The 24,966-nt window shown below is 61.9% G+C and carries 25 protein-coding genes and 1 rRNA gene; 17 read left to right on the top strand and 9 right to left on the bottom strand.

Translation table 11 applies throughout. The features are described 5' to 3' along the window. The first annotated feature begins 12 nt into the window (after positions 1-12). The 3 genes from rrf (at position 13) to G7Y31_RS11250 (ending at position 4,363) form a co-directional block, all read left to right on the top strand. Positions 13-130, top strand: a 5S ribosomal RNA gene (gene rrf, locus G7Y31_RS11265). 1,106 nt (positions 131-1,236) lie between these two features. Continuing rightward, positions 1,237-2,898, top strand: a complete 1,662-nt coding sequence (locus G7Y31_RS11255) for a hypothetical protein (RefSeq protein ID WP_165010944.1) — start codon at positions 1,237-1,239, stop codon at positions 2,896-2,898. Between the two features lie 646 nt (positions 2,899-3,544). After that, positions 3,545-4,363: a serine hydrolase gene (locus tag G7Y31_RS11250; RefSeq protein WP_196823574.1), complete on the top strand. Its 819-nt coding sequence runs from the start codon at positions 3,545-3,547 to the stop codon at positions 4,361-4,363. Between the two features lie 50 nt (positions 4,364-4,413). Here G7Y31_RS11250 and G7Y31_RS11245 read toward each other — a convergent pair whose 3' ends face one another. Continuing rightward, entirely contained in the window at positions 4,414-5,469 is a 1,056-nt protein-coding gene (locus tag G7Y31_RS11245) for a pseudouridine synthase (RefSeq protein WP_165011004.1), read from the bottom strand. Between G7Y31_RS11245 and G7Y31_RS11240 the strand changes: the two genes are divergently transcribed. The 4 genes from G7Y31_RS11240 (at position 5,405) to G7Y31_RS11225 (ending at position 7,710) form a co-directional block, all read left to right on the top strand. After that, on the top strand, positions 5,405-5,554 hold the full coding sequence (locus tag G7Y31_RS11240) for a hypothetical protein (protein ID WP_165010948.1): 150 nt from the start codon (positions 5,405-5,407) through the stop codon (positions 5,552-5,554). The two genes, G7Y31_RS11245 and G7Y31_RS11240, sit on opposite strands and share 65 nt — an antisense overlap. A 58-nt stretch (positions 5,555-5,612) precedes the next feature. Then, complete coding sequence (locus G7Y31_RS11235) at positions 5,613-6,509, top strand: universal stress protein (RefSeq protein ID WP_165010950.1); 897 nt, start codon at positions 5,613-5,615, stop codon at positions 6,507-6,509. Between the two features lie 245 nt (positions 6,510-6,754). Next, entirely contained in the window at positions 6,755-7,009 is a 255-nt protein-coding gene (locus G7Y31_RS11230; RefSeq protein ID WP_165010952.1) for a GlsB/YeaQ/YmgE family stress response membrane protein, read from the top strand. Positions 7,010-7,077: 68 nt separating this feature from the next. Beyond that, positions 7,078-7,710, top strand: a complete 633-nt coding sequence (locus G7Y31_RS11225; protein ID WP_206215047.1) for a TetR/AcrR family transcriptional regulator — start codon at positions 7,078-7,080, stop codon at positions 7,708-7,710. On the opposite strand, the gene yidC is transcribed toward G7Y31_RS11225, so the two are convergent. Beyond that, positions 7,707-8,819: a membrane protein insertase YidC gene (gene yidC / locus G7Y31_RS11220; RefSeq protein ID WP_165010955.1), complete on the bottom strand. Its 1,113-nt coding sequence runs from the start codon at positions 8,817-8,819 to the stop codon at positions 7,707-7,709. The two genes, G7Y31_RS11225 and yidC, sit on opposite strands and share 4 nt — an antisense overlap. 50 nt (positions 8,820-8,869) lie before the next feature. On the opposite strand from yidC, the gene G7Y31_RS11215 reads away from it, so the two are divergent. Continuing rightward, entirely contained in the window at positions 8,870-9,628 is a 759-nt protein-coding gene (locus tag G7Y31_RS11215; protein WP_165010957.1) for a class E sortase, read from the top strand. After that, positions 9,629-9,781 (top strand): hypothetical protein, encoded by a 153-nt coding sequence (locus G7Y31_RS11210; RefSeq protein WP_165010959.1) that lies wholly within the window; start codon positions 9,629-9,631, stop codon positions 9,779-9,781. A gap of 86 nt (positions 9,782-9,867) precedes the next feature. On the opposite strand, the gene G7Y31_RS11205 is transcribed toward G7Y31_RS11210, so the two are convergent. Further along, a complete protein-coding gene (locus G7Y31_RS11205) occupies positions 9,868-10,455 on the bottom strand; it encodes a DUF2020 domain-containing protein (RefSeq protein WP_165010961.1) in 588 nt (195 codons plus the stop codon). Here G7Y31_RS11205 and G7Y31_RS11200 point away from each other — a divergent pair. Further along, a complete protein-coding gene (locus G7Y31_RS11200; RefSeq protein WP_165010963.1) occupies positions 10,454-11,719 on the top strand; it encodes a sensor histidine kinase in 1,266 nt (421 codons plus the stop codon). The two genes, G7Y31_RS11205 and G7Y31_RS11200, sit on opposite strands and share 2 nt — an antisense overlap. 67 nt (positions 11,720-11,786) lie before the next feature. Continuing rightward, positions 11,787-12,422: a response regulator gene (locus tag G7Y31_RS11195; protein WP_165010965.1), complete on the top strand. Its 636-nt coding sequence runs from the start codon at positions 11,787-11,789 to the stop codon at positions 12,420-12,422. A 54-nt stretch (positions 12,423-12,476) separates the two neighbouring features. On the opposite strand, the gene G7Y31_RS11190 is transcribed toward G7Y31_RS11195, so the two are convergent. Further along, on the bottom strand, positions 12,477-13,103 hold the full coding sequence (locus tag G7Y31_RS11190) for a DUF6474 family protein (protein ID WP_165010967.1): 627 nt from the start codon (positions 13,101-13,103) through the stop codon (positions 12,477-12,479). Between the two features lie 78 nt (positions 13,104-13,181). Between G7Y31_RS11190 and G7Y31_RS11185 the strand changes: the two genes are divergently transcribed. Further along, positions 13,182-14,663 (top strand): TM0106 family RecB-like putative nuclease, encoded by a 1,482-nt coding sequence (locus G7Y31_RS11185; protein ID WP_244977398.1) that lies wholly within the window; start codon positions 13,182-13,184, stop codon positions 14,661-14,663. Between the two features lie 12 nt (positions 14,664-14,675). On the opposite strand, the gene G7Y31_RS11180 is transcribed toward G7Y31_RS11185, so the two are convergent. Together G7Y31_RS11180 and G7Y31_RS11175 are read right to left on the bottom strand one after the other, a co-directional pair. Then, positions 14,676-15,959, bottom strand: a complete 1,284-nt coding sequence (locus G7Y31_RS11180; protein WP_244977397.1) for a copper oxidase — start codon at positions 15,957-15,959, stop codon at positions 14,676-14,678. Positions 15,960-15,969: 10 nt separating this feature from the next. Beyond that, positions 15,970-17,118: an MFS transporter gene (locus tag G7Y31_RS11175; protein WP_244977396.1), complete on the bottom strand. Its 1,149-nt coding sequence runs from the start codon at positions 17,116-17,118 to the stop codon at positions 15,970-15,972. Positions 17,119-17,348: 230 nt separating this feature from the next. On the opposite strand from G7Y31_RS11175, the gene G7Y31_RS11170 reads away from it, so the two are divergent. Further along, positions 17,349-18,215, top strand: a complete 867-nt coding sequence (locus tag G7Y31_RS11170; RefSeq protein WP_165010969.1) for a LysR family transcriptional regulator — start codon at positions 17,349-17,351, stop codon at positions 18,213-18,215. 432 nt (positions 18,216-18,647) lie between these two features. Here the strand turns inward: G7Y31_RS11170 and G7Y31_RS11165 are convergent, their stop codons facing one another. Continuing rightward, positions 18,648-18,887, bottom strand: coding sequence for a hypothetical protein (locus tag G7Y31_RS11165; RefSeq protein WP_165010971.1), 240 nt, complete (start codon positions 18,885-18,887; stop codon positions 18,648-18,650). A gap of 122 nt (positions 18,888-19,009) precedes the next feature. Next, positions 19,010-19,612: a superoxide dismutase gene (locus G7Y31_RS11160; protein ID WP_165010973.1), complete on the bottom strand. Its 603-nt coding sequence runs from the start codon at positions 19,610-19,612 to the stop codon at positions 19,010-19,012. Positions 19,613-19,757: 145 nt separating this feature from the next. On the opposite strand from G7Y31_RS11160, the gene msrA reads away from it, so the two are divergent. The 4 genes from msrA (at position 19,758) to G7Y31_RS11140 (ending at position 23,236) form a co-directional block, all read left to right on the top strand. Next, positions 19,758-20,408: a peptide-methionine (S)-S-oxide reductase MsrA gene (msrA, locus tag G7Y31_RS11155; protein WP_165010975.1), complete on the top strand. Its 651-nt coding sequence runs from the start codon at positions 19,758-19,760 to the stop codon at positions 20,406-20,408. Between the two features lie 184 nt (positions 20,409-20,592). Further along, the gene (locus tag G7Y31_RS11150; protein WP_165011011.1) at positions 20,593-21,570 is read left to right on the top strand and encodes an L-lactate dehydrogenase; all 978 of its coding nucleotides are present in this window, start codon (positions 20,593-20,595) and stop codon (positions 21,568-21,570) included. Next, complete coding sequence (locus G7Y31_RS11145) at positions 21,570-22,286, top strand: glycerophosphodiester phosphodiesterase family protein (protein ID WP_165010977.1); 717 nt, start codon at positions 21,570-21,572, stop codon at positions 22,284-22,286. The genes G7Y31_RS11150 and G7Y31_RS11145 overlap by 1 nt, the downstream gene beginning before the upstream one ends. A gap of 23 nt (positions 22,287-22,309) precedes the next feature. Beyond that, entirely contained in the window at positions 22,310-23,236 is a 927-nt protein-coding gene (locus G7Y31_RS11140; protein WP_165010979.1) for a DUF5926 family protein, read from the top strand. A 142-nt stretch (positions 23,237-23,378) separates the two neighbouring features. Here the strand turns inward: G7Y31_RS11140 and G7Y31_RS11135 are convergent, their stop codons facing one another. Beyond that, on the bottom strand, positions 23,379-24,779 hold the full coding sequence (locus tag G7Y31_RS11135; RefSeq protein ID WP_165010981.1) for an LCP family protein: 1,401 nt from the start codon (positions 24,777-24,779) through the stop codon (positions 23,379-23,381). Between the last annotated feature and the right edge of the window lie 187 nt (positions 24,780-24,966).

Here is a 24,966-nt window from a genome sequence, read left to right as displayed (position 1 = left end):
CCCCGCAGATGTGTCGGTGGTTGATAGCGGCAGGGAAACGCCCGGACCCATTCCGAACCCGGAAGCTAAGCCTGCCCGCGCTGATGGTACTGCACCCGGGAGGGTGTGGGAGAGTAAGTTACCGCCGACACTACAAACACAACAACATAACAGAATAAAACTCAACCGGCCCGGCCCACACCCCCACCACACAACGAGGGGACCACGTGGACCGGGCCGCACAGCGTTTTCCCACACCAACCACCCACCACAACAACCCACTCTAGAATGACCAAGTCTCCAGGTGAGCTTCTTTGTGGTGGGTGGTGTACAGAGATTTTTTCTCACGGTCACGGAACCTTCCGCCTCTTTCGGCAGTCTAATAGACAAGGACACACCGAAAGGAGTCGGAAACCGTGGCGTCAACACACTACGCGACCACCACACCGGGTATAAACCCTCGGGAAAACCCCGGCACACCCCGTGGCATGGGCACCACACCCCGTGGCGTGGGCACCACACCCACACGGGCACTAACCCTAAAAGGACAACGCACCCCAATCAGCATTGTTGCCGCAGTGGCTGCAAGCGTCCTAGGGCTAACCGGGTGCGCCACCACGCCCCCACAAATCCCTGACCACCCGCCTGTTCCCACGCACGCCAGTGAGCACGTCAGTGAAACAGCACCCGATAACGCTGAAGCAGCCGAGTTCGCAATGCCAACACCAGGACCATTCGACCCCAATGTGCCGGGGTTCAAGCCTTTCAAGCCGTGCGAAGAAATTCCAGATATGGCGTTGGCTGCGATTGGGGTCCAAAAGAAGGGGGCAGGCTCGAGTTATGAACCCTTTGGATGTCCAATCGAGGCTAAAAGCCTCTTGCCGTCTGGCACGATCGAGCTAGTGGATTACCCTTATAGCATCAGGCAGCTCGTCGACCACAACATCTTTGAGTTAGCGGACGAGCCGGGAGCAAGGATCGACAGAAGCGCAGTGCTCATCGCCCCCGAAGTTTTCACTGGGGGATACTGCTTGTCCGGAGTCGAAACTCCTAGGGGGTTCTTGGGGGTGGAATACACGCAATGGCTTAATCAATCAAGCGGTAGTTCCCTGTGCGAGGTGCCAACACAAATCATTCAAACTCTATATCAGGAGGAAAGCTATGCACATTGATCTGAGTTCATATTCTCAAGCCGGGGAGTCGATGGAGCGGCTCAGGCTTGCTCTACTGCGCGCAAATTCGAATACTGCTGGTGGCATGTCATCTGCGCTGTCATCAATTGGTGGCGTCAGTGCAGCCGGGGCTATTCATGGTCGGTTTTTGCAGGGGGATCCGGCGTCTGCGCAGGAGACGTTGCGGAAGCTCACCAGCCAGTTGGACTGGATTGCGGGGCAGTTGTCGAACCAGGCTACTGCGTTTGCGTGGCAGGATTCACTGGCGGCGAAGACTCTGGACATGTTGCATGTGGGGATTAAGGCCTCAGATTTCCAGGAGGTTCGCTTTGTCGATCAACCCCCGGCAGACTACCAAACCCTTGACTTCGTCCCGCCGGTAGTCATGCTGGCTGGGCTAGATATTAGCCAGGTGGCTGCCGAAATCAACGCCATCGACTTAGCCTCAGTCGTAGCGTCCAGCAGCCGCTGGAATGACCTACATATCGCTGCTACAGAAGCAGTCACACAGCTGCAGTCGATCGCTGGGGTGCTGGCGAGTAATAACTCCGGGGAAGCTGTAGACCGCGCGGTAGAAACCTTAAACACAGTCGCTACTACCGGCACGGATTTTGCTGCCAACGCATTGTTGATGCAGGCGCACACATCCTTGTTGAACTCCCTGGGGATTATGGCCAAACTCCACGCAGCTACCGCCGAGGCCGTCATCCGGGCAATCCCAGACCTTGCAGCCCAAAAAGTCGCAGAACGCGCCGCAATTGCCTCCCTGCAGGGCCATCTGCAGTTCATGGTGGATGCCTCACTGCCAAAAATTGGTAATCTGGCTAGCCCTGAGATGGCTGCCGGTGGTGGCCTGGCTAAGGCTGGTATGAACGCGGTTGCTGGTAGCGATGGGCGCTACGGCACTGATTCATTGGCTATTCCGAAGGCCATGGCAGAGGCTGCCATGGCAGGCCAACTAGGCCCAGGATCCTTCGAAATCGTCGACGGGTTGTTGCACCCGGTGGCGGGCATGGGGGCTGATGATGCCGGGGTAGAAGAGTTTGTGCGTGGTCTTGGCCGGGATGTTGCGGGCATGTTTGGCAACTCAGTCTTGCCCGCTAATGTGGGGGAGTCGTTGACTGGTCCCACATCAGCGACACTATCCGGTCCAGGCCATGGCGCAGGCGCTGGTGCTGGTGTACTGGGTGGTGCGCCCATTGGTGGCGGCGTGAATGGTGGCCTGGTGAAATTGGGTGCAGTGGGCACAACCCCGTCAGGTGCCGGTGCTGGTGCTGGTGTCCTTGGTGGTTCTGGTTGGGGTGGTGCTATGCCAGGGCTGGTTGCCGGAAACACTAGCGGCCGCCACGCCGCCGGGCGGACAGGTGGTGTGCCAGTTGCAGGTGGTGGTGCGTTTGGTGGTGGTTCTGGTGCCGGTGGTATTGGGGCTACTGGTGGTCTTGGCGGGGCCGTTGGCGGTGGTATCGGCGGTGGCGGTGTGCCAGGTGTTGGCGGGGGTGGTATCCCAGGGGCCGGGTCAGGTGGTGCCGGAATAGCCCGCGGGGGTGTCGCACCGGCGGGGGCTGCTGCGCAAGGTGGGAGGTCGATGATGCCGGTAATGGGCGCAGGCGGAGCCGGTGGGTCGAATAATCGGGGTCGGGTCAAGGCGGTGACGACCAAGATTGAACAAGACGCCAACAAACGAGCTCTTATTGGTGACTTGCCGCCAGCAATCCCAGGCGTTATCGGCGCATGGGTGCGAGACTAGGGGGGTTGCGTTTTGCACTCCGAGAGCTAAAAGGGTGACGCGTTTTCTCCGCGAACACGACATCACGCTATGGGCGGGCAGTGTCTAAAGTGCAGAAAATGCGTCACTATGTTTGGAGACCGCAACGCTTTTACCGTGGAGGCCACCAACGCGAAAACCCCAAGGCGATGCTTTCGGGGTCGCCGGGCGCGCCACCCCTGCAACAGTTCACTGCAGCCACCAGGCTCTCGTAGTAGCGCAGTGATCCGTATGCCTTGAGGGCGATGTGTTGGGAAAAGAGGTGCGTCATCGTGAGTACCCGTTCAGGGTGATGCACGCCCCAGGTGGTGCAAGCTCAGGATGATGCACGCTCGCGATGGGGGCGGGGATTTTCCGTAATGCTAAAACTTATTGGCTAAACTGTTAGGCACTTGGAGTACTTCACCGCGCACAGGACACAGTTTTGCGCCGGTCAGAAAAGGGGACGCTGATGGAAATATCCGAGACTTCGCAGCGGCATTGTCCGGCAGACGGCGTGGGACGTGGGCGGCGGTACCGGGCTCGCGCGCTGGCGATAGGTGTGGTGACTGTGAATATTGCCGGGTCTGTGCTTGTACCAGGTGCCGGTGCGCATGACTTCGGCTCTTCAGTAGCAAACCCCGTGGCGATGGCAAGTTCTTCGTTCCCGGTGGGTGAGAGGAGTCAGGCGCAGGCCAAGGTTGTCCTGATCCCGGGACTAGCACCCTTGAACGTGGACATCCCTGTCGGGGTGCGGGTACCGGAGTATCTGATCGCTCCCAATATCGTGCCGGGCTACCCCGGCGTGCAGGTGCTCGATCGGGGTGTTCGTCCAGGAACTGCAGCGCCAATAGTCGCTAACGCTACGATCCACGGGGTTCACGGGCGCACCGCCATGGCTATCGTGACGGACCAGGGTATCGCAGCTACCCCGAATGCCTATGAGGCGCGCCCGGCGCTATCGACAATCAAGTTGCTGTTGGTCGATTATGCTCTTCATCGTGGTGACGGCTCTGCGGCAGACCGGGTTCTAGCGGAGCGGGCAATTCGCGCTTCTGATGATGCCGCCGCTTCCGCACTGTTCCGCAAATACCCGCAGAGTATTGACGAGGTTGCGCGGGCGCACGGAATGACCGCAACCCGGAGCAATGGCTACTGGGGCAACGCTACTACCAGCGCGGCCGACTTGGCCCGCTACCTCAACACCATCAAGCGGGAGGACCCGGGCTCTATTGTCCTGCAATGGATGCGAGAGGCCTATCCGGTGGCTGCCGATGGCACAGTCCAGAACTGGGGCACGCACACATTGCCGCGCATTCAGGGCACCAAATGGGGTTGGTCCGACATGGGGGCACACTCAGTGGCGAGCGCCAGCTTCGCGGACAACTACACCGCAGTGGCGCTTACCTGGGGTGGGCCAAAGGAACAAAACGCCGATGTACCCGTGGCAATCGGCTACGTGGGCTAACACCGCCTACGCCCGGGTTTCCACCCTAATGTTGCGCTGAGACGGCAGGCTTAAGGCTGTGACCAGTCGCCGTTGGAGACGAAGGCGCGGGGTTGGCCGCTAAGTGGATCAGCAAACTCGATACGCTTAGCCAGCAGGTGCATGGGGATGGTCATGTCTTCGTCCTCTGCAGGAAGGATGGTGGGGTACACCGGATCGCCGAGGATAGGTACTCCGGCACACCACATGTGCAGACGCAACTGGTGGGTCTTGCCAGTAGCTGGGTGCAACACATAGCGCGCAAGTGGTGGTTGCGGGCCGTGGATAGCCTCAAAGGTGTTCTGCTCGGAGGCACTCAGAGGGGTGACACTACCCAGGGTCGTGATGGCGTTGATGGGGCCATCTACTAGGCGGCCTTGGATTTCCCCGGGAGACTTTTCAATGCGGCTCTCCCACTGCAGCGGAGTATCGAAAGGCCCGTAAGCGGCGATGGCCTGGTAGGTCTTGTGCACTCGACGCTGAGAAAACAACGTCTGGTAGGCACCCCGAACCGCGCGGTGCTTAGTAAACAGCAACACCCCGGAGGTAAGGCGGTCTAGCCTGTGCACGGGGCTAAGCTCATCTATACCGGTCGCACGCCGCAGGCGCACGGTCGCTGTTTCTACAATATGGCTGGCGCGGGGCATGGTGGCCATAAACGGTGGTTTGTCGGCCACCAAGATGTCCTCATCTTCATAGAGCACTGGTATGTCATAAGGCACGGGTTCTTCTGGTGCAGGGGTGCGGTAGAAGTAGACGTCGGTGCCGGGGGTGAGGATGGAATGGGGGGATAGTGGGGTGGCATCGGCAAGCACAATGCTGCCGGAAGCAAAGCGATCCTGGAGGGCCGCGGGGCCATCGTCGGGATGGCGATGCCGCTGGGTACTAATCAAATGCCACACGAAGTCCCATGCCGTCGGCGCGGGACCGAAGTCGGCGGGCACACGGGCGCGGGTGGGGTTGAGGCCATCTTTAATGGGCAAAGGGCTGTATCCTTTGCCACGTTGTACTATCCTCTTCCTCATGGACTTTAACGCACTCCTTGAACCGTTGATCAACTTCTTCTCCCATGGTATCGGTGCGGTTATCGCGCAGATCGGACAGTTCCTGTACGGCTTGCTGTACCCGTCTAATGCGGAGGCAGCGCACATCATCACTGAAGCCGGCAAGTAAACCCGGCGCCGACCACGGGTTATAATTTAGGTATAACCTCTTCGAAAGGATTGTCCTCATGGCCAAGGAAGACATTGTTGTTGTCGCAGTTGATGGCTCGGAAGCCTCGAACAATGCGGTACGGTGGGCGGCAAATACGGCAGCAAAGCGGGGGATTCCGCTGCGGATTGCCTCTAGCTACACCGTGCCGCAGTTCCTTTATGCGGAAGGAATGGTCCCGCCGAAGGAGCTTTTCGATGACCTCCAGGCAGAGACCCTAGAGAAGATTGAGGCCGCCCGCGCGCTGGCGCACGAGGTGGCGCCGGAAATCAAGATCGGCCACACCATTGCAGAAGGCTCGCCGATTGACATGCTGCTGGAAATGTCTAATGACGTGACCATGTTGGTGATGGGCTCGCGGGGCATGGGCGGACTGTCCGGCATGGTCATGGGTTCTGTGTCTGCGTCTGTGGTCTCCCACGCGGCTTGCCCGGTAGTGGTGGTGCGTGAGGACAACCAGGTCACCGAAAACACTAAGTATGGGCCGGTGGTTGTGGGCGTGGATGGCTCCGAAGTCTCCCAGAAGGCGACCGCCTACGCGTTTGCGGAGGCCGATGCCCGCGGGGCTGAGCTGCTGGCCGTCCACACCTGGATGGATATGCAGGTGCAAGCTTCCCTCGCCGGCCTGTCTGCCGCTCAGGCAGAGTGGGCAGAGGTGGAAAAGGAGCAGGCTCAGCTGCTGGATGAGCGCCTGGCGCAGTTCCAGGAGCAGTACCCCAACGTCCCGGTAAAGAAGCTGATTGCCCGGGACCGTCCGGTGCGGGCTTTGGCCGATGCCGCCGAGGGCGCCCAGCTGCTGGTTGTCGGCTCCCATGGTCGCGGTGGCTTCAAGGGAATGCTCTTGGGTTCTACCTCCCGTGCGTTGCTTCAGTCCGCACCGTGTCCGATGATGGTGGTTCGCCCCGAGTCTGAGTAGTCACGCCGGACCCGGCACTCGCGGGTGGGCTCGCCCGCCGCCTGCGGGTGGGATTGCCCGGCACCTGCGGCTGGGGGACCGCGCTGCGGCCCCCACGGGTAGACAAAATACGGTACCTGTGTAACATTCAGCTAACGATTAGGTCTGCGTCCAGTAACAATGCTGGACGCAGCTAGCATTTCCAGGGAAAAGTGTGCATGATGGTCTAAGAACCTTTTAACTTCCTGAGAAAGAGAGATATTCAGATGAATTTCTTTGGTTGGATTATTGTGGGCCTGGTCGCTGGCTGGCTGGCAGAAAAAATCATGGACCGTGACCACGGGTTGTTCACTAACCTGATCGTCGGCGTGGTGGGTGCCTTCATCGGTGGTGGCATCCTCAGCCTCTTCGGCATCGGCGGAAGCAACGGACTGATTTTCTCCATCCTGACCGCCACCTTGGGTGCGGTGGTACTGCTGTGGATTCTGGGTCTGATCAAGGGCAAGAAAGCCACCCAGTAATCGACAAAATTAGTCATGGACGGACCGGTTTGTCTATATTGAGTAGATGAACCGGTCCGATTAGTTTTATCCCCACCCCAAGGAGCGCTGTGACTGCCCAGCAAAAGAAGTCTCGCCGTAACCGGCCCAGCCCGCGCAGTCGCCTACTTGAATCCGCGACCAACCTGTTTAGCACGGAGGGAATCCGCGTTATTGGTATTGACCGTATTTTGCGGGAAGCGGACGTGGCTAAGGCCTCCTTGTACTCCCTATTCGGGTCGAAGGATAATCTGGTCATCGCATATATTAATGCCCTTGATGAGCAATACCGCACGCGCTGGAGCGAACGCGCTCAATCCTTAAGCACTGAGGGCCAGCTGCTGCTGTTTTTTGATATGGCGATTGAGGATGAGCCCTCAAAGGAATTCCGTGGCTCGCATTTTCTCAATGCAGCAGGGGAGTATCCGCGCCCGGAAACCGAGGCGGAGCAGGGGATTGTGCAGGCGTGCTTGGACCACCGGGAGTGGATGCACTCCGCACTGACTCGGTTGCTGACAGCCCGAAACGGATACCCTTCAGCAGGCCAAGCCAGCCAGCTACTGGTGCTGCTTGATGGCGGTCTTGCCGGAGCGCGTTTGCTGCGCAGCGTGGAGCCGCTGCGGCTAGCGCGCGATATGGCAGAGCAGATGCTGGCCGCACCTGCGGCCGATTATTCGATTTAATCCCGCTGCTGCTCGACTGCCGGTTTGTCCGTCGGCTCGGGCTTGACTGCCGGCGCGGCTGCCGGCTCGTCTGTCGGATCGGGCTCGACTGCCGGTTTGTTGTCGCCCGCCTCCTTTTGGGCGGCTCGGTGTTTCTTGAGCTCCTGGCGCAGCTGCTTGCGCAGGGCGTTGATGCGAGCGCGCTCCTGCTTGGTCTCTACCTTCTTGGCTTTCTTCTCCGCGCGGCGTACTTTGCGCTTGGGGCGGTTGCGGTGCTTGCGCCAGGACTCGCGGCGTAGCTCGTGGGCCTCCTCGCTCAGCGGGTAGCGGGTGCGCAAGATGACCTCGGTGATGATGGTTTGCGCCAAGGTAAAGGAGTTGGTGGTAAACCAGTACAGGATCACGGCCACGGGTACCGGTCCGGCCATGGCCACGTTCCAGAGCATGTAGGGCACAAAGGCGGTGATCACGGCCATGAAGTAGAGCACCCGCCGGTTTATGGCTTGGTCATACTGGGTAGTCAGCGCGCTGCGATACGTGGAGATACACATGTTGAGTACCGTGGCCACAATCGCGGCCACTAGCAGTGGAGTGATGAAGTGGCGTACCGTTTCACTGTCTACGCCCATCTGCGTGGCCCAGTCCTGGGGCATGGATACGAAGGCGGGGAGGGGGATGCCGTTGATAGTTGTTGCGCGGAAGGCTTCGACCTCTGCAGGGTTGAGCACGCCGATGGACCCAGAAAACTCGGGCTTGGCCATTCGCAAAATTACCTGGTAGAGACCCAGGAAGACGGGAACCATGATCACGGGAATCAGGCAACCCAAGGCGGGGCGGTAACGGTAACGGGTATGGATCTCCTTTAAGGCGGCATCGTAAGCGTGGAGTTCCTGGGGGGTCTGGACCTCCTTGAGGGTGGCCTCATGGGCCAAGACCTCCGGGCGCATCAGGGCTGCCAGACGTGCGGAGCGCACACTGGAGAACGTCAGGGGGATCATCAGCCCGCGCACGGTCAGCACCAGAAGGGGAATGCTCACCAGCCATGCAAGCTGATCGCCTAAGAAGCTGTGCAGGATCATGTGCCACAGCTTCATAATGGCAGACACCGGATAGACAAAAATGTCAATCATGTGACGAGGGCCTTTCTGCACGGGCTCAGCCTGCCGTTAAGGTAAAAGGCATGAAGAAATCCCGGATGAGTGTTTCCCAGGTGCTGGGGGAGCTCTTGCTGACTGCAGGAGTAGTCCTGCTGCTTTTTGCATTCTATGAGTCCTATTGGACAAATATCGAATCTGGGCAGTTGCAGGCGCAGGCCAGTGAGAAGCTGGAGGAAGACTGGGTTAACCCCCGCGGGCGCGTCCAGCCGCAGCTCGGCGAGGCCTTTGCGCGCATGTACATTCCCAGCTTCGGCGGGGACTATCAGTTTGCCATCGTGGAGGGAACTGAGGACGAGGACCTATTGGCCGGACCGGGCCGCTACGTGGAGTCCCAGATGCCGGGGGAAAAGGGCAATTTCGCAGTAGCCGGACACCGGGTGGGCAAGGGCGCTCCCTTTAATGATCTCGGGCACCTGCGCACCTGTGATGCCATTGTGGTGGAAACGCGTACGCAGTGGATTACTTACCGGGTGCTGCCCATCAACGGCGAGCCGGCGGACTGCTTGAGCCCCGAGCAGCAAGCCAAACTAAGCGGTGAATACGCCGGGGTGGTGGGCCGGCACATCACGCTGCCCGGCGATGTGGCCGTGATTAATCCCGTTCCCGGTGGGGACCCCGCGCCGGCGGACGATGGCCCGGTGGCGGCATCGGAAGGCATGATTACCTTGACCACGTGCCACCCGCAGTTTTCCAATGCCGAGCGCATGATCATTCACGCCATGGAAACTGAGCAGCTAGACAAGGCGGATAACCCGCGCCCAGCCGTGTTGGAGGAGAGCTAAATGTACCGTGCACTGTGGAATCTTTTGCCGGGGCCGGTGGCCGTGAAGGCGGTGCTGGCGCTGCTGATCGCCGTCGGGGTCTTCTTCCTATTGATGGAGGTCGTCTTCCCGTGGGTGTCGACGATGATGCCCTACAATGACGTCGCCGTCTAGACCCGCGCCGGCCCGACTCGGCTGCCCCGCGAAGCGGCTACTTAGCCACCGGTCGCGCCGGGCAACGCCCCGCAGGCAAGTGCCCCCTACAGGCCCAGGTTTGCGATGGCCTCCTGGGCAATCTGTTGTGCCTTGATAGTTTGCTGCTGGTTGGTCCACACCAGCACAGCCACGGAGTCCTTCTGCACCGCGTAGACGGCTTGTTCCGGCCCTAAGACTCCGCGCCCGCCGGACCAGCCGTCTTCCTCCACGGGCTCCGTCTGTTCGATGGGCGCAGCCCAGTCCACGGCCGCCCGCGCCCGCTCTACGCTGCCCAGATTGCGCACCATGATGGTCGCTTGTGGGGCTTCCGGGTAGGACCAGAACACGCACGCCGGGGTGCCAAAGCGGGTGTCTTGGCCCACCTGGGTGACCTTTTGCCCGTTGGTCTCTGCCAGCCACTGGCTGTCCACGTAGGGGCAGGGCTCCCACAGGGTGGCAGCGGCGGGGGTGTCTACGGGAAAGCCGTCCACGGCGGCATCGGCAGACTCAGCAGGAGCAGCAGTGCTTGCCGATGCCCCCTGCTGGCCCAGGTGGGCAGGTTCCGCAGGCCCCTGCGGGGTGCAGGCGGCCAGGCAAGCGCCGCCAAGGGCAGCGGTGAGCAGGGCGGTGGCGGGCAGTAGGATATTGCGCATGGATACCAGCCTAACCACCGAGTCTGATGCCGTCCGCAATGGTGTGCACATCCTCACCGCTGCGCTGCTGGTGGTGGCGATTTTTACCTCGGTAAATATGCCTATGGGGCAGGCGGTGAGCAACCTGATGCTGCTGTCTACCTTCGCTATCATCTACTTCGGGGGCTGGGGATTTTTGGACCGTTGGGGCGCGGTGCCCAAGCTGCTGTGGCTGACCATGCTCACGGTGCTGTGGTTTGCGGCCATGCTCAACGCCCCGGCGGCGATGTACCTGGTGTTTTCGCTGTACTTCCTGTACTTGTTTGTGATTGATGATTGGCGGGGCATTATTCTGGTGCTCTTTGCCACGGCACTGGCCATCGGCGTGCAATTGCCCACCGGGCTGACTTTTGGTGGGGTGATGGGCCCGGCGGTATCCGGCCTGGTGACGGTGGCTATCCACTACACCTTCAAGGCGCTAGCGAAGGTGACTCAGGAGCTGAAGGTGGCCCAGGGCAAGCTGGCGGAATCTGAGCACAACGCGGGGGTGATTGCGGAGCGCCAGCGCATAGCGCATGAAATTCATGACACGCTGGCCCAGGGGCTTTCGTCAATTCAGATGCTGCTGCACGCTGCCGACCGCGACTTAGACGCTGGGCAGGCAGATAAGGCCCGCGGGCGCATAGAGCTAGCCCGCAAGACGGCGGCGGAAAATCTGCAGGAGGCGCGGGCGATGATCGCGGCGCTGCAACCGGCGGCCCTGGCGCAGACCTCGCTGGCGCAAGCGCTGGAGCGGATGACGCAGAACTTTGCGTCCACCAGCGGCATCGACATGGACGTGGAGGTGGAGGGGCAGCCGCGGCAGTTACCCATGAAGGTCGAGGCAGCCCTGTTGCGCGTAGCGCAAGGGGCGGTGGGCAACGTGGTGAAGCATTCGGGGGCTAGCCGCGCGCGGGTGACCGTGACCTACCAGCCGCAGCAGGTGCGGGTAGACGTGGTGGATAACGGTGCGGGCTTTGACCCGGAGGCGGTGCGGGCGCGCCCGGCGGGCCTGGGGCACATTGGTTTGTCCGCCATGCGCCGGCGGGCAGCTGAGCTGGGCGGCCAGCTGGAGGTAGAGTCGCACCCGGGTGGGGGCACTGCGGTAATGGTGAGCATCCCGGTGGATGCGGCGACGGGGAGCAACCCAGCGGGTGCGACTGCGGTGAGTAGCCGGGCGGGTGCGACTGCGCAGACGGAGGCAGAGGCAGAGGCAGAGGCGGAGACGGAGCCGGAGCCGCGCTGAGTGCGCGATTGAGGGCGCGCTAAGATAGGCAAGAAGTGTCCGCGCCCCCGGGGTATAAGGAGAAGACGTGATCAAGGTCCTGCTAGCAGATGACCATGAGATTGTGCGAATGGGTCTGCGCGCCGTCTTAGAGGGGGCGCCGGATATTACCGTGGTGGGGGAGGTAGCCACTGCGGAGGCCGCCATTGCCGCGGCTGAAACAGGTGGCATGGACGTCATCCTCATGGACTTGCGGTTTGGCGCCGGGGTGGAAGGCACCCGGGTGATGTCCGGCGCGGAGGCCACCCGCGCCATCCGCCAGCTGGAATCCGCCCCGAAGGTGCTGGTGGTTACCAACTATGACACGGACGCAGACATTTTGGGCGCCATTGAATCTGGAGCGGTGGGCTACCTGCTCAAAGACGCCCCGCCCGCAGAGCTGGTGTCCGCGGTGCGCTCCGCGGCTGAGGGCGACTCTGCGCTCTCGCCAGTCGTGGCGGATAAATTGATGACTCGCGTGCGCACCCCCCGCAGCGCCCTGACCCCGCGCGAACTGGAAGTCCTGCAGCTGGTGGCCGCAGGCGCCTCTAACCGCCAGATTGGCGAGGATCTGATGCTCTCTGAGGCCACCGTCAAGTCCCACCTGGTGCACATTTACGACAAGCTGGGGGTGCGCTCGCGCACCTCCGCCGTGGCCGCCGCCCGCGAACAGGGCGTGCTCTAGGCCTCTGCGGCGAGGTCCGCCTGGTGGACCTGCCCGGCGAGAAAGCCCCGCCCTCTAGAGCCGCTCCTGGATCTCCTGCGTCACGGAGTCAATGTCGCTAGAGATGGAGGCGTGGGCGCGGCGGCGCTGCTGGTCCGTCATGTATTCAGCGTTGTCCACGGCGGCCTCGAGTTCGTCCAGGCGGTCATTAACATCGCGCTTGAACCCGGAAGGCACGTCAACGTCTTCAAGCGTATTGCGCACCCCGGCAATGCGGGCCTTTAGCGGCGCCCCGTGGCCGGAGAAAGCCGCCATCTCATCCGCACTCACCCCAGCCTTGGTGGCCCGGCGCTGTTCCAGGGCCTGCCGCCCAGACACGATGGCGCGATAGACCAGCGGGAGCAGCAGCGGGGCTGCGGTGCGAATAATGCCCGCGTAGCGGTTGATGGTGGAGGCATTGATCTTGCCTGCCCTAATCTTCGCCAGCTCCTGCTTGGCGCGCTTTTCTTCGTGCTTGCGCTTGCGCTTGAGGCCCTTTTCCTCACTCTTGATCAACAGCTTTTCTTGCTTGGCCAGCAGCTTTTGCTGGCGCTGCTGAGCCTTGGACGCTGCCTTGACCTCGGCTTTAACGCGGGACTTGGCGGCCTTGAGCTCCGCCTTGGCTTCCATCCGGCGCTTGCGCAATGTCTTCATAATTCCCATGGCTGTATTCCGTCACTCCTCAAGTATGTGGGGGTTAGGTTTATCGCACTCCAACCTTACCCGTTAGGCTGGGAGCTTGTGAGTGAGCAAACCGGTCAACCCATCCAGGCATCTGATCTGGTGGGCTGCCGCTACCGGCTGGTGCAGCGCCGCGCCCACCCGGATGTTCCCGCCACCCCGGCCGCGCAGGCCCGCGCTGAGCGTGCCGATGCCGCCCGCGCCGCCGTCCTTGCCCACCTACCCGGCCCTTCCAAGAATTTTCGCTGCTTGGATTTAGACACCGAAGCGGATCGCTGGGAGCGGGAGATGGCCACGCTGGAGGCGATGGCCACCGGCGCGCACCTGATCACCCACGCTGCGTTCGCTTACGACACCTGGCAGGTGGACGTTGATGCTCTGGTGCGCGAAGGTGACGCCTACCTGCCGCTGCTGATTACTAATCACCGGGTGGCGCGCCGGGTCCAGTCTGCAGGTTCTCCCTCCCTTCCCGCCGTGCCCACCCACCGGGTGGGGCTGTCTGCGCCCTTGGAGTTGCCCTATCGCTTGCGCCACCACTCGGTGGACGGTTACCGGTTGGGGATGGCCGCGCGTGCTTTGGAGGCCTCAGACTTGGATGCTGGGAGGGGGCTTATCATTGGCCAGGATCGCGACACCGCTTTTTATGTGGATACGCAGTCCTACCAGCCCGCTTTGGAGCGGGCCCTGGAGGCAGCTGCCCCGGCGAATCTGCCTACCAGCCCGCGACGGCTGAAGGAATGCGCGGACTGCCGCTTTTGGCACCTGTGCGAGCCGGTGCTGCGCGCCCGGGATGACATCTCGCTCTTCCTGCCGGGGGACAGGGGGACGCCGTATGTGGAAAGGGGCATCGGCAAGGTGCAAGAGCTTATCGATGCCTCCCTGGGCGAGGTCTCTGCCCTGGCCCAAGCCTGGCGGGATGGCACGGTACTGCTGAAACGGCCGGAGTTTGTGGCGCCGCCGCGTGCGGACGTGGAAGTAGACATCGATATGGAGGCCTACTTGGACCAGGGCGCGTACCTGTGGGGCGCCTGGCACGCCGGGGAGTACACGCCGTTTGTGACCTGGGCGCCGCTGGGCGGGCAGGCGGAAGCACACAATGTTGCGGCCTTTTGGCAGTGGCTGATGCAGCTGCGGGAGGACGCCCATGCGCAGGGGCGCACCTTTGCGGCCTATTGCTATTCCGCGCACGGGGAGAACCATTGGCTGCGCATGTCCGCGCAGCGCTTTGGTACCCCGTCCCCGCAGGAGGTGGCGGAATTTATCGCCAGCCCGGAATGGGTAGACATGTTTAGCTATGTCAAGCGTGGCTTTGCCGGGCCGCATGGCCTGGGTCTGAAGTTGGTGGCCCCGCAGGCCGGGCATGCCTGGGCTGAAGATGATTTTGACGGAGAGGAGTCCGTCAACGCCCGCCGCCTGGCTGTGGCCGGCGACCAGCATGCCCGGCAGCGCCTGCTGGACTATAACGCGGGGGACGTGCAGGCGACCGCCCGGATTCGGGAGTGGATGAGCCAGGGCGCGCCAGGGGTGGCGGAGTTGGGTTAATTGCTCCCGGGGCTAGATGGCGCCGACGGCAAACCATACAATGGCCAGCAGCGCCAGCCCTATGCCCACCTGCTGGAGATCGGGGGCGGGCTCCGGCCCGGGATCGGGGGCCTTTTTGGTGATGACGGCACGCTGGCGTTTGACGGAGCGCACCATGAACACCGGAAAGACGGCCAACGAGCCGAGGCACAGCAAGGACAGCGCCACGTTGCGCCAGCTGTGATCACTAGCCAGCCACAGCAGCAGGCCGCCGTTAAGAAGTGTCCAACGCAGTAGTCCCGCGCGATTGAGCGCCATCAATCCGGCGCGGGTGGCCGCGGGGCCGCCACCCATGGTGGTGGGCAGCAGGTAGCTCATCATGCCCAAGAGGAGCTGGGCGGCAAAACCCACTAAGAGGGCGAGTGTGGGCAGGGCGGGTTCGGCTTCGAAGAAGAGCGTGGCGGTGTAATAGACCAGGGAGAGCACTAGCCACGTTACTGCCGTGATGGAGGAGGCGGACTGGTAGCTAAGTTGTGCCAGATTGACGTTGCCCAGCCATTGCTGCCAGGACAGCACCCAGCCGGTGACGTAGACAATGAGCCCGATTTCCGGCAGTCCTACTAGTGCGCCCACGATGGTGGCCGCCACGCCCGCCGCCAGCAGCACCAGGGAGGGGCGCAGGTAGCGGGAAATACCCTTGCTGCGCCACACCGCGGGCAGCAAAATGTTGAGGCTGGCCGCGGCAGCCAGGCCGGCAAAACCGCCGATGTTGGCCGCGATGTGTGCCAGCAGCAGGCGCGGGTTGCCGGGGTCAAGGGAGAGCCAGCCGCCGAAGAAAGCGCCGACGGGCAAGCACAGCGCACTGGCGGTGTAGGCGGCAACGATGGGGCGGAAGCGCTTGCCTTCGGCACTGCGCCACTGACTAAACAGGCTGGCGGCATGCCATGCCATGAGTACCGCGATGATGGTGGCACCGGTGATAGTCAGCGCCGGGATGAGCAGCATGTTGCCGATGAGGGTGATGATGACGCCGATGTTGATGGCATAAATGCGGTATACCTGTCGGGGGCGCTGGGAATCTGGCAGGCGCTGTTGGACGAACTTCTCCGTTAAGTGCTGCGACCACACCAGGATGGAGTTGGTCAGGACTCCGAGGGTGAAGATGTGAATGAGCACCCAGCGGTAATTGGGGATGACGATGTGGCTTAAGCCCGCGAGGATGAACACGAACATCCAGATGCTAATGGGCTTGGCGGCACGGCGGTGCCACATGCGCGGGGACCAGGCGTCAGGGGTGGGCTTCGCATCCGGTTTCATTACTCCAACTTTAGTCGGAGAATTTCGTTGCTATCAATGCGATTGTGGCGCTAAGCGCTGCGAGGATACTGGCGTAGAGCCCCCAACTCACGCGGTCGAAGATCGCGCCCGTGGCCGCGCCCACTAGTGAGGAGCCTAGGTAGTAGCAGCACACGTACATGCTGGAGGCCTCCGCCCGGTCCGCGGTGGCCAGCGCGCCTACCCAGCCCGATGCCGTCGAGTGTGCCGCAAAGAATCCCGTGGTCAGCGCCAACAGCCCCGCTAGCGCTACCGGCAGCGGGCCGATGGTAGCCAGTGCGCCTCCCGCCATGAGCCCGCTGGAACCGATCAGCGTGGCGCGTCTGCCAAAACGCGCAATCAGGTGCCCCGCGCGCGCCGATGCCCACGTGCCGGAAAGATAAAACAGAAATGCAAAACCAGCCAGAACCGGGGGTACCCCAAAATTGTCGATGAGGCGAAAGCCGATGAAGTTGTACATGGACACGAACGCACCCATGGCGATAAATGCCACCACAAATAGCCCGGCCAGCTGCGGGGTGCGCCAATGCCGGAAGATGGCCGCGCTCTCCCCACGCAGGGAGATCCGCTTGGGGTGGAAATTGCGCTGCTTGGGCAGCAGCACCACCGTAGCCAGGGCAAAGCCTAAGGACACCACTGCCGATGCCCAGATAGCTCCCCGCCAGCTGGTGTGCTCTACTGCGAAGGTGGGGATAAGACGCCCGGTAAGGCCGCCTACGGAGGTCCCGGCGATGTAGATGCCCATGGCACGGGCCAGGTCCGCAGCCGCGAGTTCCTCCGCCAGCCACGCCATGGCGGTGGCGGGCGCGCCAGACATCAGCGCGCCCTGAAGCCCGCGCAGCAGAATCAGCTGCGTGCTGTTTGCGGCTAGCGGGACCACCAACCCCACCGCAGCAGCGGCCAGGCTGGCGATGATGAGTACTCGCCCACGGCCGAAGCGCTCCGAGAGGATCGACGCCGGTACCACGCACAGCGACAGCGCTCCCGTGGCTGCAGAAACCGTCAGCGCTGCTTCGGTGGTGCTCAGGCCGACGTCTTTGACCAGGACGGGCAGCAGCGCCTGGGTGGTATAGAGCCCAGAGAAAATGGCCATGCCCACAAAAAGCATGGCTAACGTGGCGCGCCGGGAATGGGAAAGCATGGTTTCTAGACTGCCTGTCGGCAACTAATGTGTAAAATGCATGTAATTAGCTAAACTCATGCATATTGTGCATGTGTATGGCTCCTGCGGGCGTGATGCGCACGGCCCCGTGGGCCTGATGTGCGCGGCTCCTGCGAGCGTGATGCGCACGGCTCCTGCGGGAGCGATGTGCACGGCTCCCGCGGGAGCGAAGCTTACCGCTCCTGTGAGCGCGATGACTAAGGAGACCCATGCACCTTGACGATGTCCGCGGAGTCGTCACCGTCGCCCGCACCGGGCACGTGGGCGCCGCCGCCGATGAGCTGGGTATTTCCCAATCTGCGCTAACCCGGCGCCTCCAGCGCGTGGAAGCCCAGTTAGGGGCTAGTCTCTTTGACCGGGGTGGGCGCAGCATGACTCTCAACGCGCGTGGTGTCGTGTTCGTGGAGGAAGCCGAGAACATGCTGGCGGCTGAACAGCGCGCCTGCACTGAGGTGTGCCACCTGATGGATCCGGAGCGCGGCACCGTGCGCTTGGACTTCATGCACTCGCTGGGAACCTGGCTAGTGCCCGAGCTGCTGCGCACCTACCGCGCGCAGCACCCCCAGGTGGAATTCGTCCTGCACCAGGGGGCGGCGCAAGAACTCATCGATCGAGTCCAGGCTGGTGCCGCAGACATCGCCCTGGTGGGGCCGCGGCCGCGAGGGTTGGCATGGCACAGGCTAGAAATGCAGCGCTTGGGATTGGCGGTGCCGTCGGGGCACTGGGCCGCTGGGCGTGCAGCAGCCAGCATGGAGGAGTTTCGCAATGAGCCTTTCATAGGCATGTTGCCCGGATACGGAACCCGCATGCTGCTAGACCAGCTAGCCCAGCGCGCCGGGTTTAGTCCCCGCCTGGTTTTTGAGTCTATGGAGCTGACCACCGTGGCCGGTCTTGTGGCAGCGGGCCTGGGTGTGGCCTTGCTTCCAGTCGATGACCCGTACTTGCAGGTAGGCGAACTAGTCCCCCTGGAACCGCCCGCCTACCGCGAGTTGGGATTTACCTGGCGCCCCGGTTCGCCCGCTGCGGATCAATTCGCGGACTTCATCAAGTCCTACTCCCGCGCGCACCCGCGGTGACCTGTTCCCGTCAAAGCGGGACCGGATTTCCAAAGCCTCAGAATCTCAAGCAGGTTAGCTGCCCCGGAAACATCGGGCCACGCTCTACTTGTATATATCGCCCGATAGTTTCATATACAGGTGACCCTCGGGTCATTGCGTTTTCCCAGTTCGCGGTTCATGCTCGAGGCTACTTGTATATAACGCGGGATAGTTTCATATACAGGTAGCGCGTGGGGCAGATGGGACTAGCGCGTGGGGCAGATGGGACTAGCGCGTGGGGTGGATGCCGCGAGCTGGGTTGCGAGGCGGGGTATCGACTGGGCTCGCGGTACAAGGCGGCATAAGGAGACACAAGGAAGCCCCGGAATACCTTGAAGGTGGAGTGATTCCGGGGCTTTTGGGGAGACGCCAGTGGCGGTGACGCCGGAGTGGGCGCCCGAGTGGGCGCTGCTACTTGACCGTGATGGTGACCTCCACCGGCTTGTCGGCAACGGTCACCTCCGTGCTGCCCTTCCGAGCATCTGGGTCAGAGGAGTGCCCGCCGGTACCGCGGCAGCTGGCCTCGATGGTGTGAGTGCCTTCTTCCAGGGCGTAGTAGTACACGCCCTGCTTGGTGGTGCGGTGGACATTCTCTTGCGGCAGGCCGCTGAGCGTGCATTCGCCAGCAGAGCTGCCGTCTGCCGCGACCACGCGGATGGTCGACTGACCGTCGACTGGTGCGCGTTGGGATACCGTGAGCGTAGCAGGGGGGAACCGGATGCAAGGAAAAATGAAAGGACGCCCTCGAAGAGGCGTCCTTGAGAAGTGGCGAATTACTTGGCAGCAGCGGCGAAGCGCTGTGCCACGTCTTCCCAGTTGAAGACGTTCCACACGGCCTTGACGTAATCAGCCTTGACGTTCTTGTACTGCAGGTAGAAGGCGTGCTCCCACATGTCCAGCATCAGCAGCGGGGTCAGGTTGATGGAGGTGTTGCCCTGCTGGTCGGTCAGCTGCTCGATGACCAGGCGGCCAGCAACATGGTCGTAGCCCAGCACTGCCCAGCCGGAGCCCTGCAGGCCGGTTGCGGCTGCGGAGAAGTGGGCCTTGAACTGGTCAAAAGAACCGAAGTCCCGGTTGATGGCCTCTGCCAGCTCGCCGGTGGGCTCGCCGCCACCATTGGGGGAGAGGTTCTTCCAGAAGATGGAGTGGTTGGTGTGACCACCCAAGTTGAAGGCCAGGTTCTTGGACAGTGCGCGGATGGCGTCCGGGTTAGCGTCGCCTGCACGCTCTGCCTCCAGTGCCTCCAGTGCGGCGTTAGCGCCGGCGACGTAGGTGGCGTGGTGCTTGGAGTGGTGCAGCTCCATGATCTCTGCGGAGATGTGCGGCTCCAGGGCATCGTATGCGTAGTCAAGTTCCGGAAGTTCGTAAACTGCCATTGCTAAAATCCTTTCGTTGGGTACCGTTGAGTACGCTGCCCAATGATAGGCGCGATGCAAGAATTTCGCCATGATTAATTGCTTTTTCTGTCTCAGCTGCAGAAAGTTGCAGTAAATTGCAGAAAAGCGTGTAAGGAGCCAAGCCATGTGGCTACATAAACCCGAACCCCGTTTGTTGCCCGCTGCAGACACCCTGCCCGGCCGCCCGGAACCTATCCTGGCCCACCCCCAGCCGCACGCGGTATTGGGCACGCCGATTACCGGACCGTGGGAGGAGGGGCAGGCGTCGATACTGATCGGCATCGGCTGTTTCTGGGGTGCGGAAAAGCTGTACTGGCAAACCCCGGGTGTGCTGGCGACATCGGTAGGCTACGCCGGAGGGGCCACCCCTAACCCCACCTATTTCGAGGTCTGCCAGGGCACGACAAACCACACCGAGGTAGTCGAGGTGGTCTATGACCCGCAACAGGTAAGCCTGCGGGACCTGGTGGTTATAGCGCTAGAAGCCCATGACCCCACGCAGGGATTCCGCCAAGGCGCGGACGTGGGTACGCAGTACCGCTCCGCGTTCTACCCGCGAACTGAGGCCGAACGTGCAGAGATCCAGGAGCTGGTGGATTCCTATGCAGGCAAGCTCAAAGAGCACGGCTTTGGGGAGACCACCACGGAGGTCGTGTTGCTCAGTGATACTGACTCTGGCGCCTACTACTTGGCTGAGGACGATCACCAGCAATATCTGCACAAGAACCCTGGTGGTTACTGCCCCCACCACAGCACGGGTGTTGCCTGCGGTTAATGTCCGTTTATGTGGGATTTGGTCGCGTCGTCGCCCGGCCTGGTCCCGTGAAAACGCCCTGAAACCCCAGAAAACACCCGGAACGGGCCCGGAAAAGCGGTGAAAACGGGCACAATCCCTACCGGAACCGGAAAAATGGGCGCAGAATAGAACTATGTCTGATGCAACTATGTCTGATGCGACCATGTCTGATGTGACAGTGTCCGGATTCGCGGGAAACAAGTTCGTGGGAAACAAGGTAGTCCTCATCGGGGCCGGGGACGTGGGTGTGGCTTATGCCTACGCGCTGGTCAACCAGGGAACCGTCGACCACTTGGCGATCATTGATATTGATGAAAAGAAGCTCATGGGCAACGTCATGGACCTCAACCATGGGGTTGTCTGGGCACCATCGCGCACCCGGGTGACCATGGGCACCTATGAAGACTGCGCGGACGCCGCCATGGTGGTCATCTGCGCGGGCGCGGCCCAAAAGCCTGGCGAGACCCGCCTGCAATTGGTGGATAAGAACGTTTCCATCATGAACTCGATTGTCGGCCAGGTCATGGACAATGGCTTCGACGGCATCTTCTTGGTGGCTTCCAACCCGGTGGACCTGCTCACCTACGCAGTATGGAAGGCCTCCGGTCTGCCGCAAAGCCGTGTCATCGGCTCTGGCACCGTGCTCGACTCCGCGCGCTACCGCTATATGCTCGCGGAAATGGAAGACGTTGCCCCCACCTCCGTCCACGCCTACATCGTGGGCGAACACGGCGACTCGGAGCTGCCCGTGGTCTCTTCCGGCAACATCGCCGGCGTGCCCATGTCCCGCCGCAGCGAGGAGGACCCGGACTACAACTCGCACATCGAGTTCATTTTTGAAAAGACCCGTGATGCCGCCTATGAGATCATCGACGCCAAGGGCTCGACGTCCTATGGCATCGGCATGGGCTTGGCCCGCATTACTCGCGCCATCATTCAAAACCAGGCCGTGGCCCTTCCGGTGTCGGCCTACCTCGATGGCGAGTATGGTAAGAAAGACGTCTACATTGGCACCCCTGCCATCATTGACCGCTCTGGTATCAACCGCGTGATCGAGTTGCCGCTAGACGCCCATGAGCAGGAGCGCTTTGACAAGTCCTATACCACCCTCGACGAGATTAAGAAGGAAATCTTCAAGTAGTGCACATCGTGGCCCATAGGGGATACAACGGAAAGTACCCGGAACAAACCCCACTTGCCTTTGAAAAAGCCCTGGAACTGCCCATTCACGGCGTCGAGTGCGACGTGCGCATGACCAAGGACGGCAAGCTTGTGGTGCACCACGATTCCACTATGGATCGCACCTCCAACATCTCCGGCCGGGTCTCGCGCATGGACTGGGCAGACATAAGAGGCGCAGATATTGGGGATGAGGAGCACGGTGTCCAACACCCATTGCTGCTCGAAGAGCTCATAGAGATGGTGGCCCCCACCGGCCGCCATCTCTACATTGAGACCAAGCACCCCAGCTGTTTTGGTACGGAAGTCGAAGAACAAGTCGCCCTCCGGCTGCGCTACGCCGGGCTGCTCGACGACCCCCACTTTCACCTGATTTCCTTTTCCCACCGCGCCGTGCGCACCATGCTCACTCTGGCGCCCGCCATGGATTGCATCTATTTGCGCCGCGACTGGGAGCGCCGTTTCAATCGGCATGACGTCATGTTGTCGCGCCCCTCGGGCCTAGGAATGTCGCTGGTGCGTGCCAAGCTGTGGCCAGGGGGTATCGGCAAGCAAGGGTTGCCCACCTACCTGTGGACGGTGGACGATCCTGAAGACGTGGCCTGGGCCCAAGCCCAAGGGGTGGATATTTTGGCCACCAACGAGCCCGAAGTGGCCCTGCAAGCTCTGGGCGGGTAGCGCAACAGGTATTCTTAGGCCTTATGGCTAAGAAGAATAAGAAGAACGAACAGCTGCCAGAGGGCATGTCCCGCCGCCAGGCGAAGTTGGCTGCCCGTGCGGCTGAGCGCGCGGCGCTAGAGAAGGACCCGCGCCCCTACGGCGGCCTGGCCGCCGAGTCCCAGCTGGTTGCGCTGCAGGAGTTTGTGCCTTCTGCGGTGGCCAAACTGGCTGTTAAGGGCTTTGACCGTGATGTTTATGTGGCTACCGTCCTGCCGGGCGCGTCTGCTGCGTTGATTCGCGATGAGCAGTTTGGCGGCGATGCCTTCGTGGGCCTGCAGGTCCAGTCCCACTCCCACAACCCCGGCCGTGACCTGGCATTTGCCCTGAATTGGGTCAAGAACCACCAGCCGGGCGACACCCTGGCCTCCACCGTGGCGGATGGCTCCCAGCCTGCCTTGGCAGATCTGCTGGAGGCCGACGCCGTCCTGGACATCGATGTCCACCAGGACTTTGCGTGGTGGATGCCGGAGGGCGCGCAGATTACCCCGCAGGTGGCGCAGTCTTTGCAGATGGCTAATGATTCCGTCATTGAGTCTCACCGCGTGGGTGTAGAGGCTGGCATTACCGGCACTGCTTTTTGGGCTAACGCCGGTGGCGGCAAGGCACACATCCGCTGGGTGCGCCCCAATGATGATGAGTCCGCTTTCCTGGCCGCCCTGGCCCGCGTGGCTGCTCGCGGCGAGCTGAACCTGGGCGAGGGCACCAAGTTCGCCGGCGTCTTCCGCACCCACGGTCTGATTGCTCCGGTCTTTGACCTGCGCCCGGAGGTGGCTCATGACTCTTATGAGTCTGAGCTGGCCCGCGTGGACCAGGCGCTTGCAGCGGAGATTTCCAATGATGCTCAGCTCAGCGCCAATGAGCGCAAGCAGCTCGAAAACATCAAGTCCCGCCAGGTGACCTTGCGCTAGCTGCTGTTTAGGTGTGCCCCTCCCGCAGCCCGGTCCGCATGGACTGGGCTGTTGTGGGTTTTGCCGTAGCTTGCCGATGCCCTCTTAAGGCCCAGCGATTGCCCACCCCCGGCAAGGCCCCGTGTCAGCGCATGGAATCCCCCTAGCGCATGGAATCCCACAGTGCGGCAGTACCGGCGTCGTCCCAGAGCACGACGTTGCCCACGGGGGTATCGGCAAAGCCTGCCACGGGCACTGTTTCAGTCTCTACGCCGTCTGCCATGGCCAGGGCCACCAGCGCTAGGTGCCAGACGTGGTCGCGTTGGCCCACCACGAAGGAATCCACGGTGTTGTTGACCAGGGAGACCGTGCGGAATGGGTTAATCAGTGTGGTGGGGTTGGTGACCTTGTGCAGTAGGGCGGAGAAGAATTCTCGCTGGCGCTCCACACGGTCTAAGTCTCCTAGTGCGGTGGCGCGGGTGCGTACGTAGCCCAGGGCGTCGCGGCCCTGGAGGTTCTGGCAGCCGGGCTGGAGGTCGATACCTGCGAGGGGATCATTCATCGGCTCTTTAACGCAAATGTCTACCCCACCTACGGAGTTGACCACGTTGGCCAGGCCTCCCATGCCGATTTCTGCATAGTGGTCGATGCGCAGCTGGGACCATTCTTCCACCGTCTGCACCAGCAGCGGCGCGCCGCCATAGGTAAAGGCGGCGTTGATCTTGTCCATGCCAAAGCCGGGGATATTTACGTAGGAGTCACGCGGCAGGGACACGAGCTTGGCTTCGCGCTGCGGGGAGATGTGCAGCAGCATGATGGTATCAGTACGCCCCGCGCCGACGTCGCCGCCGGTGCCAAGCTCCATCTGTTCTTCCTCGCTTAAGCCCACGCGGGAGTCTGAGCCCACCAGCAACCAGTTGGTGCCGCGAGTCTGCTCTACCCGCAGATCTGGAAATGCGTCGATGCGGGTGAGTTTCGAGTCCGTCCACAACGCAAACGCCAGCGTGAGCACCAAGGCTGCGACCACCACGAAGCCCAGGCATCCCAGTGCGGACTTGACCGGATTGGACTTGCGTACATGCCGGTGCGGCCGGCCGCGGCGCGCGCTACTGCGCTGGCCTCCTCCTTGGGGTTGGGGCGCTGGCGTGTAGTACGCCGGAGCCTGCTGTACAGGCTGTTGCTGGAACTGTGGTTGTACAGGCTGCTGGTATTGCGGCTGCGCATGCTGCTGGAATTGTGGCTGCGCGGACCGGTCGCTTTGGGTGCGGTAGGTCGGTTGCGCTTGCGCTGGGGGATGCTGCCCTGCCGTGGGCCCAAACTGCTGCCGGGGACGCTCGCCCCGGTTAATGCGCGGTTGGTTGCTGCGCGGTTGGTTGGCCCGAGGCTGGTTGGCCCGCGGCTGGTTCGCACCCGGGCGGGAGGCATCGCGGCGCAGAACAGGGCGGCCGTAGCGATCGGTAAGGGGTTTTCCGTCCGCCCCCAGGACGTAGCGGCCGGACGTGGGGGTGGAGTCATCGCCAGCGCGGCGGTGCTCCCGCCTTGGGTCACGTCCGTGTTCATTCATGCGCTACACCTTACCGCCAGTGTTCAAGATCTACACGTGCAGTGCACCAATGAATTGTTAAATCTAATCCAAGCCGTGACCGCGTGTGCTAGCCTTCCACATGTAAGCCGGTACCGTGAGGGGCGTCACCCTCCAGGTTGCGGGTCATATGGAACAGTCTCAACTGTGTTAGGTGCCGTGGAAAGGT

It is taken from the genome of Corynebacterium lizhenjunii, assembly GCF_011038655.2.
In the GTDB taxonomy this organism is placed as follows: Bacteria; Actinomycetota; Actinomycetes; order Mycobacteriales; family Mycobacteriaceae; genus Corynebacterium; species Corynebacterium lizhenjunii.
This window is presented reverse-complemented; position numbering and strand designations above follow the sequence as displayed.

Excerpts from the sequence above, each read along its gene's own strand:
- G7Y31_RS11150 (WP_165011011.1), top strand. The coding sequence starts at position 20,593 with ATGTCTGATGTGACAGTGTCCGGATTCGCGGGAAACAAGTTCGTGGGA.
- G7Y31_RS11235 (WP_165010950.1), top strand. The coding sequence starts at position 5,613 with ATGGCCAAGGAAGACATTGTTGTTGTCGCAGTTGATGGCTCGGAAGCC.
- G7Y31_RS11215 (WP_165010957.1), top strand. The coding sequence starts at position 8,870 with ATGAAGAAATCCCGGATGAGTGTTTCCCAGGTGCTGGGGGAGCTCTTG.
- G7Y31_RS11205 (WP_165010961.1), bottom strand. The coding sequence starts at position 10,455 with ATGCGCAATATCCTACTGCCCGCCACCGCCCTGCTCACCGCTGCCCTT.
- G7Y31_RS11200 (WP_165010963.1), top strand. The coding sequence starts at position 10,454 with ATGGATACCAGCCTAACCACCGAGTCTGATGCCGTCCGCAATGGTGTG.
- G7Y31_RS11190 (WP_165010967.1), bottom strand. The coding sequence starts at position 13,103 with ATGGGAATTATGAAGACATTGCGCAAGCGCCGGATGGAAGCCAAGGCG.
- G7Y31_RS11170 (WP_165010969.1), top strand. The coding sequence starts at position 17,349 with ATGCACCTTGACGATGTCCGCGGAGTCGTCACCGTCGCCCGCACCGGG.
- msrA (WP_165010975.1), top strand. The coding sequence starts at position 19,758 with ATGTGGCTACATAAACCCGAACCCCGTTTGTTGCCCGCTGCAGACACC.
- G7Y31_RS11180 (WP_244977397.1), bottom strand. The coding sequence starts at position 15,959 with ATGAAACCGGATGCGAAGCCCACCCCTGACGCCTGGTCCCCGCGCATG.
- G7Y31_RS11210 (WP_165010959.1), top strand. The coding sequence starts at position 9,629 with ATGTACCGTGCACTGTGGAATCTTTTGCCGGGGCCGGTGGCCGTGAAG.
- G7Y31_RS11140 (WP_165010979.1), top strand. The coding sequence starts at position 22,310 with ATGGCTAAGAAGAATAAGAAGAACGAACAGCTGCCAGAGGGCATGTCC.
- G7Y31_RS11160 (WP_165010973.1), bottom strand. The coding sequence starts at position 19,612 with ATGGCAGTTTACGAACTTCCGGAACTTGACTACGCATACGATGCCCTG.
- G7Y31_RS11255 (WP_165010944.1), top strand. The coding sequence starts at position 1,237 with ATGTCATCTGCGCTGTCATCAATTGGTGGCGTCAGTGCAGCCGGGGCT.
- G7Y31_RS11250 (WP_196823574.1), top strand. The coding sequence starts at position 3,545 with ATGGCAAGTTCTTCGTTCCCGGTGGGTGAGAGGAGTCAGGCGCAGGCC.
- yidC (WP_165010955.1), bottom strand. The coding sequence starts at position 8,819 with ATGATTGACATTTTTGTCTATCCGGTGTCTGCCATTATGAAGCTGTGG.
- G7Y31_RS11135 (WP_165010981.1), bottom strand. The coding sequence starts at position 24,779 with ATGAATGAACACGGACGTGACCCAAGGCGGGAGCACCGCCGCGCTGGC.
- G7Y31_RS11230 (WP_165010952.1), top strand. The coding sequence starts at position 6,755 with ATGAATTTCTTTGGTTGGATTATTGTGGGCCTGGTCGCTGGCTGGCTG.
- G7Y31_RS11240 (WP_165010948.1), top strand. The coding sequence starts at position 5,405 with ATGGACTTTAACGCACTCCTTGAACCGTTGATCAACTTCTTCTCCCAT.
- G7Y31_RS11175 (WP_244977396.1), bottom strand. The coding sequence starts at position 17,118 with ATGCTTTCCCATTCCCGGCGCGCCACGTTAGCCATGCTTTTTGTGGGC.